The organism is Venenivibrio stagnispumantis (assembly GCF_900182795.1).
GTDB lineage: Bacteria > Aquificota > Aquificia > Aquificales > Hydrogenothermaceae > Venenivibrio > Venenivibrio stagnispumantis.
The window spans coordinates 1-12,978 of record NZ_FXTX01000008.1; the positions used below are offsets into that span (position 1 = coordinate 1).

At 28.7% G+C, this 12,978-nt stretch carries 12 protein-coding genes; 7 read left to right on the forward strand and 5 right to left on the reverse strand.

Annotation, left to right across the window (positions count from 1 at the left end; translation table 11 throughout):
* Positions 1-288: 288 nt before the first annotated feature.
* Both feoB and QOR43_RS04040 read right to left on the reverse strand, forming a co-directional pair.
* Positions 289-2,433 carry a ferrous iron transport protein B gene (gene feoB, locus QOR43_RS04035; protein WP_265134331.1) on the reverse strand — a complete coding sequence of 715 codons (2,145 nt, stop codon included), beginning with the start codon at positions 2,431-2,433 and terminating at the stop codon, positions 289-291.
* Positions 2,426-2,665, reverse strand: a complete 240-nt coding sequence (locus QOR43_RS04040; protein WP_265134330.1) for a FeoA family protein — start codon at positions 2,663-2,665, stop codon at positions 2,426-2,428. Before QOR43_RS04040 ends, feoB begins: the two co-directional genes overlap by 8 nt.
* A gap of 99 nt (positions 2,666-2,764) precedes the next feature.
* Here QOR43_RS04040 and QOR43_RS04045 point away from each other — a divergent pair, with 99 nt between their 5' ends.
* The 7 genes from QOR43_RS04045 to QOR43_RS04075 all read left to right on the forward strand — a co-directional run bounded on the left by QOR43_RS04045 (position 2,765) and on the right by QOR43_RS04075 (position 10,125).
* The gene (locus tag QOR43_RS04045) at positions 2,765-3,409 is read left to right on the forward strand and encodes a response regulator transcription factor (RefSeq protein WP_265134329.1); all 645 of its coding nucleotides are present in this window, start codon (positions 2,765-2,767) and stop codon (positions 3,407-3,409) included.
* Positions 3,410-3,444: 35 nt separating this feature from the next.
* Positions 3,445-4,230, forward strand: a complete 786-nt coding sequence (locus QOR43_RS04050) for a histidine kinase (RefSeq protein WP_283571427.1) — start codon at positions 3,445-3,447, stop codon at positions 4,228-4,230.
* Positions 4,231-4,300: 70 nt separating this feature from the next.
* The gene (locus QOR43_RS04055) at positions 4,301-7,933 is read left to right on the forward strand and encodes a pilus assembly protein (protein WP_265134327.1); all 3,633 of its coding nucleotides are present in this window, start codon (positions 4,301-4,303) and stop codon (positions 7,931-7,933) included.
* Positions 7,918-8,382 carry a prepilin-type N-terminal cleavage/methylation domain-containing protein gene (locus QOR43_RS04060; protein WP_265134326.1) on the forward strand — a complete coding sequence of 155 codons (465 nt, stop codon included), beginning with the start codon at positions 7,918-7,920 and terminating at the stop codon, positions 8,380-8,382. The genes QOR43_RS04055 and QOR43_RS04060 overlap by 16 nt, the downstream gene beginning before the upstream one ends.
* A complete protein-coding gene (locus QOR43_RS04065; RefSeq protein ID WP_265134325.1) occupies positions 8,369-8,743 on the forward strand; it encodes a type IV pilus modification PilV family protein in 375 nt (124 codons plus the stop codon). Before QOR43_RS04060 ends, QOR43_RS04065 begins: the two co-directional genes overlap by 14 nt.
* Positions 8,740-9,687 carry a prepilin-type N-terminal cleavage/methylation domain-containing protein gene (locus tag QOR43_RS04070; RefSeq protein ID WP_265134324.1) on the forward strand — a complete coding sequence of 316 codons (948 nt, stop codon included), beginning with the start codon at positions 8,740-8,742 and terminating at the stop codon, positions 9,685-9,687. The genes QOR43_RS04065 and QOR43_RS04070 overlap by 4 nt, the downstream gene beginning before the upstream one ends.
* Positions 9,688-9,696: 9 nt before the next feature.
* Complete coding sequence (locus QOR43_RS04075; protein ID WP_265134323.1) at positions 9,697-10,125, forward strand: hypothetical protein; 429 nt, start codon at positions 9,697-9,699, stop codon at positions 10,123-10,125.
* On the opposite strand, the gene QOR43_RS04080 is transcribed toward QOR43_RS04075, so the two are convergent.
* Genes QOR43_RS04080 through QOR43_RS04090 form a run of 3 tightly spaced genes read right to left on the reverse strand, consistent with a single transcriptional unit; the run spans position 10,119 to position 12,910 of the window.
* Positions 10,119-10,535, reverse strand: coding sequence for a type II secretion system protein (locus tag QOR43_RS04080; RefSeq protein WP_265134322.1), 417 nt, complete (start codon positions 10,533-10,535; stop codon positions 10,119-10,121). The genes QOR43_RS04075 and QOR43_RS04080 overlap by 7 nt on opposite strands.
* Positions 10,532-12,448, reverse strand: a complete 1,917-nt coding sequence (locus QOR43_RS04085; protein ID WP_283571428.1) for an STT3 domain-containing protein — start codon at positions 12,446-12,448, stop codon at positions 10,532-10,534. Before QOR43_RS04085 ends, QOR43_RS04080 begins: the two co-directional genes overlap by 4 nt.
* A 57-nt stretch (positions 12,449-12,505) precedes the next feature.
* A complete protein-coding gene (locus QOR43_RS04090) occupies positions 12,506-12,910 on the reverse strand; it encodes a prepilin-type N-terminal cleavage/methylation domain-containing protein (RefSeq protein WP_283571429.1) in 405 nt (134 codons plus the stop codon).
* Positions 12,911-12,978: the final 68 nt, after the last annotated feature.

The following is a 12,978-nucleotide window of genomic DNA, read 5'->3' on the forward strand; positions in this document are numbered from 1 at the left end:
AATATCAGTATTGTCATTAAGCAGACTTGTAGCATACAGCAGTTTAGTAGAAATTTCAGCAATAAAACTCAAAAGACTAATCAAATGGATAGATACACGAAATTATGGATATGGATAGATGGGACGGAATAGGAAAAGAAGAGATAGGAAAACAAAAATTTCCTTTTAAAAAAGAATTAACTCTCATTATTCTTCGGTATTAGTATAAGCAATCTTGAGAATAAATTAATAATCTTTATACCAAAAACGAGATAAAAAACAACAATTTAATTTAAGAATTAAGCTAATTTAAAACATCAACTTTCCTATATTATACACTATAAAACTTGTAATCCAAGCGGTGGTGAGGCTAATAAAGATTGAAAAGAAAGCCCATTTAAAGCTATCTGTTTCCTGTTTTATTGCAAAAATTGTTGCTAAACAGGGAGTATATAGTAATAAAAATACTAAAAATGCATAAGCAGACAAAGGAGTAAAGCTATTTTTAACAATTGAGGATAATGTAATATTTTCCTCTTTTTCTTCCTCCGGTTTAATTAATTTAAATGTAGAGAGTATATTTTTAAACAGCTGAATATTTGCATCTAAGAATGATACTGCTATCTCCTTTACACCTTCTGTGAAAGATAATTTTTTATTTTCTTCCTGCTCTGCAAGCTCCGGAGCATATATATTACCCATAGTAGATAAAACTACTTCTTTTGCTACAAAACCTGATAATAAAGCACCGGCACTTTGCCAATTACCAAATCCCATAGGTTCAAAAACAGGAGCAATCGTTTTGCTTATGGTTCCAAAAATTGTATTTTCTTTATTTTTTTCTCCAAAAGGGGTATTAAGTAAAAACCATACAACAATAGAAGTAGCAAAAATAAATGTTCCGGCTTCTAAAATAAAAGATTTGGTTTTAATCCAGGTATTTAAAAATATATATTTCAAAGTAGGAAATCTATAAGGCGGAAGTTCCAAAATAAATGTTTCTGTATATGTTTTAAACATAAATTTATTGAGAATAAAAGCTACAATTACAGCCATAAAAACACCAAGAAGATATAAAGAAAGTAGCACCAAAGAGCCATACTCTCTAAAAAATAAACTCACAAAAAATGTATAAACGGTTAGCCTTGCACCACAAGACATAAAAGGTATCATAAGAATAGTTAAAATCTTTTCTTTTGGAGATTCTATTGTTCTGGTAGAATAAACTGCCGGCACATTACAACCAAAACCTATAATAAGAGGTATAAAAGATTTTCCGCTTAAACCTACTATACTCATAAATCTATCCATAAGAAATGCAGCCCTTGCCATATATCCGGTTCCTTCCAAAATAGCAATAAGTATATATAAAACAAATAAAACCGGCACAAAAGCAATAACAAAACCAACCCCACCTATTACAGCTTGTGTAACAAAAGATTTTATAAATTCAGAAGCCCCTACGTAATCAAGTAAAGATATAGCCCATACCGAGATAACATTGGATAAAACATTATCAAACCAATCAACAAAAGGAGAAGAAAATGTAAAAGTAATTTCAAAAACAAGCCATAACAAAAATAAAAATATAGGTATTCCCAAATATTTATGTAAAAATATCTTATCAAGTGTAAATGTAATATCTACTTTATCTTCTCTTTTCTTTTTTACAACCTGCTCATATACACTAATAACAATTGAATATCTTTCTTCAACAATAATAATATCTATCTCTTTACCGTAAATTTTTTCTAAATCTTTTCTTATTTTTGCTACAAACTCTTTTATATTTGGATTTATCTCAATATCAAGATTATTTTCAAGCAGAGCAATTGCTAAATATCTCTTTGGATATAATGAGAGTAAAACCGGTTGATATTTCTCTACTACTTCAATAATTTTTTTTAGATATTCTTCTATATCTGTCTCAAAATGCTCACACTGGATGAAATTTTTATTTTGATAAATTTGTATAATACTATCTAAAATTTCCGTTATACCTAAGTTTTCTTTTGCAGATGTTGGGATAGCTTTGACGCATAAAAGTTTTTCAAGTTTTTTGTAATCTATTTCATATCCTTTTTCTACTGCTTCATCCCAGATATTAAGAGCTATAATCAGAGGTATTTCAAGCTCTAAGAGTTGAATTGTAAGATATAGATTTCTTTCTAAATTGGTAGAATCTACAACATTTAAAATAATATCTGGCTTTTCTTTTATTAAAAAATCTATTGCTATTTTTTCTTCTGCCACTTTATTAGATAAACTATAAACTCCGGGTAAATCAACAAACTCTATTTTATAACTTTTATAATCAATAACTGCTTCTTTTTTTTCTACCGTTACACCTGCCCAGTTTCCAACTTTCAGATTTGTTCCGGCTATTGCATTTAGCAGAGCAGTTTTACCAACATTAGGATTTCCGGCTATTGCTACTCTGATAATATTATCCATTATCTTCCTCTATAACTATATTTTTTGCCTCTTTTCTTCTAAGAGCTAAGCAATAATCTTTAACTTTTATCTTAATAGGGCCACCGAATAATCCATTTTGTAGCACTTCTACCTTTTGCCCCGGTATCAATCCAAGTTCATATAATCTTTTTTTCATACATCCATCACAAACAATATCTTTAATAACTACTTTTTTGCCTTCTTCTACATCTGCCAACCTTTTTTCGCTCATCTTCTCTCCAATTTAAAACTAAATCTCAATTTTATTATATAACAAAATAAGCCCGATTCAATGACAAAAAGCAATAAAAAATCATATATAATTTATTTTATGAAGATTTTATTGATAGAAGATGATTTAATACTTGGTGAAAGTGTTAAGGAATATTTAGAGCTAAATGATATTGAAGTAGTATGGATTTATGATGATAGACAGTTTAAAGATGTTCTAAAATTTAATCAGTTTGATGTAATGGTGATAGATTTAATGCTACGATACAATAAAGGTGAAGATATTATTGAATGGATACGGGATAATAATATCAATACTCCTATACTTGTCCTTACTGCGAAAAATAGTATAGAAAGCAAAGAAGAATGCTTTAACAAAGGAGCAGATGATTATTTAGTAAAACCTTTTGAACCAAAGGAGTTATTACTCAGATTAAAAGCATTATCAAAAAGAAAAAAAATAGAGCAACTCATAAAAATAGGAGATATTTTAGTAGATTTAGACAATAAAATCATTAAAAAACAAAATGAAGAGATAAAAATATCAAAAACAGCCTGGAAGATACTTTATCTACTTATAAGCAGAAGAGGAGAAATAGTTGATACAGAAACTATACTCAATTATGTATGGGGAGATAAAGCAGTAGGAGATGAGATAGTAAGAGCTTATATAAAAGAACTTAGAAAAATCTTGCCTCCTGATAGCATACAAACTTACAAAGGAAGAGGTTATAGATTAGTTTGAAACTACAAACAAAAATTTTATTGGTTTTTTTTATATTGATTACAATTGTTTTTGCAGTTATAAATTTTGTGGTAATTATTTTTTATAAAAATATTCAGGATTTTTATATATCACAGATTTCACAACTTGGTGTTAAATACTCTTTACCGGATTATATATTTAAAGATTTTTTTAGTGTGCTTTTTTTATGGGAAGCTTTTCTTATTTTGAGTTTGAGTTATCTTTTTTATAAGATTTTAGATTATAGTATAAAGAAAGAAGAAGAACAAAAAAATTTTTTAGAGCTGATAATTTTGATGATTTCTCATAAATTCGGAAATTTTTTATCGGTTTTAAAAACAAATTTAGAGATATTAAAGATAAAAAAAGAGGATAAAGTTATACAAAGATTAGAAAGAACTATCGGATATATGGAAGAAGATTTTAAATCTATTATAAATATTTTGAAAAATCTAAAACAGAACATAGATAAAAAAGAGCCGGTAAATATTAAAGAAATTATAGAATATCAGATTAATCTATTTAAACCGGTAGATAAAAAAATATATTTAAGATTAAAAGATAAAAAAATAGTAGCCACTAGATTAAATATTGAAAATATTTTGTTTTTACTGATTGAAAATAGTATTAGATACTCAAAAGAGAAGATATATATAAAATCATGTAAAAATGCAATATTTATAAGAAATGATATAGCTACTACTACAAAAGGAACCGGTATAGGATTAAATATAGCCTCTTATCTTGCCGAAAGAGAAAAAATAAAAATAAAATATAGAGAAAAAAATAACAGATTTATAATAGCAATAGTTTTCACATAATTTTCACGATTTTTGATAAAAAATAGAGTATAGTTATAATAAAAAGAAAATCCGGAGATAAGGTTGTATTATGTTAAGATTTAGAATTTTAATATTGTTATTATTTATAACATTTGGCATAAGTATAGCCGGTAGTATGCAAAATTATTGTCAACTTCCTACTTACATGTCTACACAAGTATCTCCTAATGTACTTATCATAGTAGACAAAAGTGGAAGTATGAGTTGGGCTGCATATTATAAAACATGGTCTAACTCTAACAAAGTTAGTGAGATAGGGTCATACAATTCTAATACTACTTATGAAGGATACTTCGTTCCAAATAAAGTTTATGAAAAGGTAAATGGTGTATGGCAAGAAACAACTAAATCAGAAAATTGTAATTTAACTTTAAACAGTAATTATTATTGGTATTATCGTCAATACTATAATTATTATTCAATATCTGGCACTTGTTCAGGGAATAAATTAAATTTTGCTTTAATGGCAAGAATTGACCTTCTTAGATGGGCTATGACAGGTGGAAGACCACAGGGATGTAGTAATTTTACTGACCAAAACTGTGACCCGGATTTAGCTTGCACAGGAACAACTTGCACATTAGAATTAGATAATAAAAAATTAGTTCAAGTCCCTAAAGATAGAGTAAAAGGAGTAATTCAATCTCTTGAAGAAAAGAAAACTAAACCAAGATTAGGAGTTATGTTTTTTGATACAACACCCTACAGTGATAAAGTTTATATAGGCGATTATCCAAATGGGGAGAATGCAGACAAAGACCATCCATATACATATACCAAAAGAGCTATAAATTATGTTAGTCCAAGCGGAGATACCGGAACAGGCCCTGCTATGTGGGAAGCTTATGATTATTTTAAACAATTAAATGAGCATAATATTACAAATGGATTTGATATACAATCCGGAACTTATAAAGATCCTATTTATGTTTGTGATTATCAAGGTCAAAATTGTAAACCGGCTCCTTGTGCAAAAAACTTTGTAATTCTTTTGTCAGATGGACAATGGAATACAGGAATTAATGGGAATACTTCATGTTCTATAGAAGATGGTTATGAAAATAATTCAACTGACCCTGTTGTTCCTGCTTATTGGATGCATAAAAAATTAGGTAGAACTTATGGAAATTATAATATTTATGTTGATTCTGTTTATACTGTCGGATTATTTTTAGGGGGTACAGGTGAAAAATCTTTAAAAAATGTAGCTATGTATGGTTCATTTGACCCATCAAAAGACTGGCCAGATAATCTAAGTGGGTACTCTCAAAATACCTGTGGTCCAGTTGATGATTGTTGTACAGGGTCAAATTGTGGAAAAGGGTCTGCATGTACAGACCTTCCGGCTTCATCTCCCGATTGGGATAAAGATGGAAATGGAATTCCTGATACTTTCTATTCTGCAAATAATGCACAAGAGATGAAAGATTCACTTTCCAGTGCCTTTGAAAGTATATTAAATAAAGTTTCATCTTCTTCTACCGTAGGAGTTCTTACCGGTGGGAAAGGTGATAATGGTGCTTTGGTAGAACAAGTTGTATTTTATCCTGAAAAATATTTCGGTAATAATTACAAAGTAAAATGGATTAGTAAATTAATTACACTTTGGGATTATAAATCTTCACTTGCATCAAACATAAGAGAAGATACTAATAGTAATTTTAAACTTGATTTAACAGGAGATAAAGCTATTAGTTATGATCTTGATAATAACGGTAATTTAGTAATAAAAAAATGTTCCGTATATGCAGATGGTTCTACTAATACATCTGATTGTCAAACTTATACCGGAGATATTGGTAAAAATAATATAAATTATCTAATAGATGTAGGTGAAAAATTAAAAGATAGAAGTTATAGTGATAGAAAAATATACTCTATTGATGAAAATGGAAATTTTAAACTATTTACATCTTCCAATGCATCTTCATTTGATACACTTCTTGGAACTAATACATCAGAATTCCCAAGTTGTTTAAAAGATACCAATGGTAATATAAAATATGGAGATTTGATAGATTATATACTTGGAAAACAAATATACGGATGTAGAAACAGAAAGGTTGATGATAATGGAAACACTTGGAAACTTGCCGATATAATGAATTCATCTCCACAAATAGTTCATTATGATAACTATGATGTTGTATACGTTGCATCTAATGATGGAATACTTCATGCATTTAAACTCGGTAAATATGAAAGTTTAAATCAAACTGACCAAGTTGCCCAGTTGACAGGTGATAATATAGGCAAAGAACTTTGGGGATTTATACCTAAGAATGCATTACCTTATTTAAGATACCTTGCAGACCCTAATTATTGCCATATATATCTTAATGATTTAACACCATATATTTTTAATAGTATTTCCGGTAAAAAGATATTAATAGGTGGATTTAGACTTGGTGGTGGATGTGGTTATAACTGTAGTGGTGACCAAAGTAGTTGTAGCAATCCGGTAAATCCACCGTCCGATACTTGCACATCATCTTCTTGTGTAGGACTATCTTCTTACTATGCACTTGATATTACAGACCCTGAAAACCCTAAGTTCTTATGGGAATTTACTTATAAAGATTTAGGATTTGCATATTCAGGTCCTGGATTAATCAGAACAAAAGAAAATGGTGTTGATAAGGAATACATTATATTTGCATCCGGAATGCATAACTACTCGGCACAATTCGCAAATGGTGCAAATAATGAAACTGACAGAGAATTGAAAATCTATGTTTTAGACTCTAATACAGGACAACTTGAAAGAACAATATATACCGGAATACAAAAAGCTTTTAGTGGAAGAATATTTTCTGAAGGACTTGATTTTGATGGTGATGGATATACAGATTATATTGCATTTGGATATACACAACAATCCGGTAGCAATACAAGTTTCAAAGGTGGAATAATACTTCTCGGTGGGAAGAAGATAAATAATAATTTATATCCATTTAAAAATGCTTCTTCTGTAAGTGATTGGAGTTTTAATAATTATACTTCATTTAAGATAGATGATAAAAATACGGTAGATATAAATCCGGTAACGACAAAAGTTGAGTTTATGAAATGTTTTGACAGATGGTATATCTATTTTGGAACCGGTAGATGGTTTAAAAAAGATGATGATTGGGAGGTTAATAGAAATACGTTATTCGGTGTTCCTTTTGATATAAAGAGCGATAATAATGGACAATATATAGATTTCATAACAACAACACAAAATGTTACAGACGAAAGCAATGTTTCAAATATATGCACAAGTAGTAGCTCAATAGGATGGTATATCAATTTAGACCCTGCTGATAGTAATACTTATAGTTTAAAAGAAAAGAATTTATCTGACCCGGTAGTAACAACTCAAAACCTTATAATATTTACAACAACTAAACCAAACGGTGATTTGTGTGGATTTGGTGGTAATACAAGAGTATGGACTCTAAATTGTGCTACCGGCGGACTACCTTCCGGATGTAGGGGTGATTTATATCAAGTATCAAATGTTGCTGGAACGCTTCTTTTACAACTTTCCGGTAGTAATATACAAGAAATTAATATTGCAAATATTGCCGACACCGGCAGAGTGTCCAATTGGTATAAAGGAACTCCACCGGAAGGTGCTTCGCCGTTTATTCAGTACGGAAATAGAAGAGGAGAAATTATATTATGGATAGAAAAATAAATGGATTTAGTTTAATAGAACTTTTGGTGGTTATTGCTATAATGACTATTATTTTATCTATTGGTATTCCTAATTTTTTTAGATGGATAGAAACATACCGGATAGAAAGCGATACAAAAAATATTTATGCCTTTATCCAACAAGCCCGTATGAAAGCTTTTACTGAAAAAATAAAGTTAGATATTGTTTTGGAAAATTCTAACACACCCAATAGATTATGCTTAAAATGTGATAGTAGTGATGATGATTGTAAAAATGAATATGGAACAAATTATATACAATGCATAGATTTAAAAAGACCTTTTAATGGAAATCAAGTAAATATATCAAAAAGAGGAACACTTAATGGAGGCCCTGTATATTTTTCGTCGCAAAATGATTCAGAGTATGATTGTGTAAGAGTTAGTGATATAAGAGTAAAAATGGAGAAATGCAATGGAAATCCTTAAAAACAATAAAGGTTTTACGCTTATTGAAAGTTTAGTTGCATTAGTTATTCTTGCTATCGTTTTGCTTGGACTATTAACCGGTTTGATGGTTGCTATTGATATGAATACGAGAAATATTTTAAGAGATGAGGCTGTAAAAATAGCAGATAAATATGCAGAAATATGTAAAAACGATATAACTAAATGCACATCATCAACAGAAGAAAGACAATTTAGAAATTTTAAGGAACAATATAATATTGATATTACAATAGATATTCCAACTGTTACAAATGTGAAGATAGTGACTATAAATGTAACTTGGCAATATAGAGGCAAAAATTATTCTCATACCACAAAAACAGCGGTAGGTGGAACATGAATAATAAAGGGCTAACTCTAACCGAACTATTAGTAACAATAATTATAATCATTGTAGTATTAGGTGCAGCATATCTAACATATATAAAAATACTTAAAGGATTCAAACAAGAAAGTGAAAAAACTGCTACACAGATAGAAAATATAGTAGGTCTTGAAATGCTAAGACTTGATTTGGAACATATAGGATATGGCATACCAAAAGATGAAAATAATTTAATAATAGAATGGAAAGATGACCCAGATAAAACAAAAAGATCATTAACATTAAGAATGACCTTAAACAATACAAACCAAAAAACAAGAGGCTATTTAATATCACAATGCAATAGTAGTAATAAACTTAATATTACCTATGATGGAAGGGAAGATAAAAGTAATAATTATGTAGTCTTAATAAAAGCTGAAGATAGAAGTTTCGTTGATAAAGCTGCTGATATTTCTAATATAAGTTGTGAGTCTGACAAAGTTTATATTGCTTTTCCTATAAGAGACGAAGTATATAATGGAACATCTAATGCTTGCTCTGTTTCTTATTGCGAAAAAATAACATATAAACTCTCTGAAGAAACCAATAAAAATAATGAAGATAGTGTAAAAAGATGTAATCCTAATACTTATAATCTGATAAGACGGGTTGGTACCTCTAATACAGGTGGAAAACCGGTTTTAAATTGTGTAGCCGATTGGACAGTTACATTTGATACTACAGATAATGATTTAAGCACAAATGACAAGATTAGAACAAATTTAAAAGCCATAAATGTTTATATACTTGTTCAGGAAGGAAAATATGATAGAGAGTATACATTTAAACCAGATACATCTGATAACTCCGGTAGTTATATGTTAACAGATGACGGTCAAGCTTTAAAACTTCCACAAGATTATCAGCATTACAGATGGAAGGTTTTAAAAATAAAAGTTAAACCAATGGATTTGTGAGGTAAAGATATGAAAAATAATGAAAAAGGTATAGCTTTAGTTACGGTTTTGGCTTTAAGTGTAGTGGCTTTATTGATAGTTGGTGCTTTAATTTATATGTTAATCAAGGGAACTTGGCTATCCGGAGCGGATAAAAGATATCATTCTGCCCTTGAAGCCGGTAAAGGTGCTGCAACTATTGTTATGAATAAATTATTAAATGGTGAAAATCTAAAATGTAATAAAAATAACTGTACTCCTTGTCCTACAACGGAAAATGACAATTGTAAAATTGATTTAGGCGTATCTGATTTTGGTGATTATAATGTAAATGTTTATCTTATTGATATGAAACCAACTCAAAACAGTGGAACAATTTACACTTTCAGAGTAAGAGCCAAGAACAAAAATAACCAATCTGAAAAAGCAGAAATAGAGTTTGTGTATAGGGTTTATTGATTTTCAGTTCCAATCATTGGGTCAGTGCAAGAGTTGAAAGAAAAATTATAATTTAATGTTTTATTCTGTCCTGTTATTTTAAATCCTTTAGTATTATTTTGACAGGTTATTTCTTCCATTTTAAGTTCTACACCTTTTGTTTTCCTTATAGTATCTTGATTTGTGCCATCTGTCAGTGCACATGTAGTTAAGTCTTCACTGCAGGGATTAGGATATAAATTTGGAGTGGTTTTATATGTGGTTTCAAATAAAATAATACTTTCTATTAAATTCCTTACATCACTTTTTACCTGAATTTTATAAGCGGATTCTTTATATTTTAGATAATAAGGTATTGAGATACCAACAAGAACACCTATTATTGCAATAACAACAAGTAATTCTATGAGAGTAAATCCTTTTTTATTCATTTTAAAACCTCATAAATCACCAAATCCGGAAAATCATCAAAAACAATTTTAAAGTTTGTAAAACTATCTTTAAATATTAACATTCTATTTAAAATAGAATTTTTAATTTTTCTATTTCCAATTAAGATATAAAGTTCATTTCTATCTTTTATTATTTCTAACATTCTATCGTAAGGATAATTTTCATTTTGATATATAACTTTTCTTGTAGAGTTATCTCTATTTATAAAAATTACTTCCTTATATGGTGGATTATTTTTTAATGATTGTCTTGCCCATGTTAATTCTTCATTTTCTTTTTGTAATTTAAATAAACCACAATCATAAAAACCTATTTTATTATCACATTTTTCAAATACAGAAACAGAGGCAACATCTTTATCATATAAATTTAGACCAAAAGTCCCTAAATTATGAATGATAGATTTTTGCATAATATCTCCAAACAAAACAACATATACCGGTTGTTTTAAAGGTTTATCATACAAGTATGCCTTATCTTTTAATAACCAAGTATCTTTTAAACTTTTCAAATTTAGACCATAATCTTTATAAAGATTATTTGTAATAAATGCAATTAGATTTCGTGATTTGTTTTCATCATCTATTATAATAGAATGGGCAAAAAAATAGTTTTTTATAGGATTGAAATTCCCATTATCTACATATACACCTTTATTTAAAGCATAACTTAAAATATAACCATAATCCCACCAACTCCAAAGATAAGCATTCTCTTTCAAAGAAGATTTTACAATCTTAAAATCTTCCCATATTTTATTTTTTAAAAGAGGTTTTGGGTCTGCATAAATTCTTTGTGCCGGAAAAGAAAAAAACAATACTAAGAATAAAGAGAATACATAAAATATATTTTTAAAATTAGAATATCTCTTAACTCCAATCTCATATAATAAATAGAATATATATCCAAGCCCCATACCTATAAAAGGAGCTAAATACATAACAAATCTATTTCCTGCCCAAAAAGAAGTTATACCTATTATAAGTATAGGCAAAGAAATTATCATATATCTAAAATTTTTATAAAAAAACAAAAACAATCCAATAAAAGATAATATAACCGTATAAATGTTATCTGTTGTATATGCAATTAATTGATTAAAATCAATAGGCATCAATTCAGTGATATTTGCCATCAATGAAATAGGTATTATTTGGCTACTTTGTTTTAAAACATATACATCTATATATCCTTTTATATATCTTCTGATGCTATCAATTAAAAATAAAGGATTTGTTAAAAGGATAAATAATGATACTTTATAGAGTATACTTTTTAAGTTTTCTTTATTTATCAGAAATCCTAATAGTAATGATAATAAAAAGAAAAAAGAAAATATAGGTTTATTATACCACCACATAAAAAGATTAAAAATAATTGAAGATACAACTATCCAAAAGTAGGATTTTTCTCTATCGTATACTGCTTTTGTAATGAAGATAAATATAAGAAAAACAAAAAATAAAATTAAACTATCTGTATCAAATCTTCCAAGCATTGTTCTATTAAAATAGATAAGATTAAAAATTCCAAGTATCGCTCCACCAATAAAAACATGAACCGGAGCAAATCTTTTGAGCCAAAAATAAAGCGGAAAGATAAATAAAATAGATGTAATAGGAGGAATTAAAACAAAAAATGTTTCTAATTTAATACCGGTAATGTTTGAGAGCCAAACAGGTAATAAACTGATTAATGGAGGTGGATAACTATTAATACTAAAGTCAGGGACATCTCTTAAATAATCAATACCCAAATAATTTCCATTTAATATTTCCTTAGATAATCTTGCATACCAAAAAGCATCAAATCCTGATAGGACATTTTCTCCTGAAAAGTTTTCTAAACCTTTTAGTTTTATAATTAAGGAAAAAAGAAAAATCCCTCCCACTAAAAGGAGAGATTTAATAGAATTGATATTTTTCATGATTTTTTTATTATTTTTTTATTATTCACAAGTTATACTTCCGCCAGGAGAACCAATACATTTAACTTTAAATTGACTACCTGTTGCTGTTACGTTATAGCTTTTATCAGTACTATTACTACTTATATCTATACTAATAGTACTAACTGCTCCACCTTGATATTTTTGACAGATACCTGTATTTTGGGATAAATCAAAACTTACGTTATCAGCATATTGTGCTTCAATTTCGGTGATACAGTTTCTAACTGCACTTTCAACTGCTGCTTTTTCCGCATTCTTTCTATACTTGTTGAACTGCGGAATTGCAATGGCTGCAAGGATTGCAATAATTGCAATAACTACGAGTAGCTCAATGAGTGTAAAACCACCTTGAGCTTTGTTTTGCCCTACTCTTCTTTGGGCATTTGACAATGTTTGTAACATGATACACACCTCCTAAAAAGATTTTATTTGCAATTCTATTATATACAATTTTCGTGCCAATTTCTGAA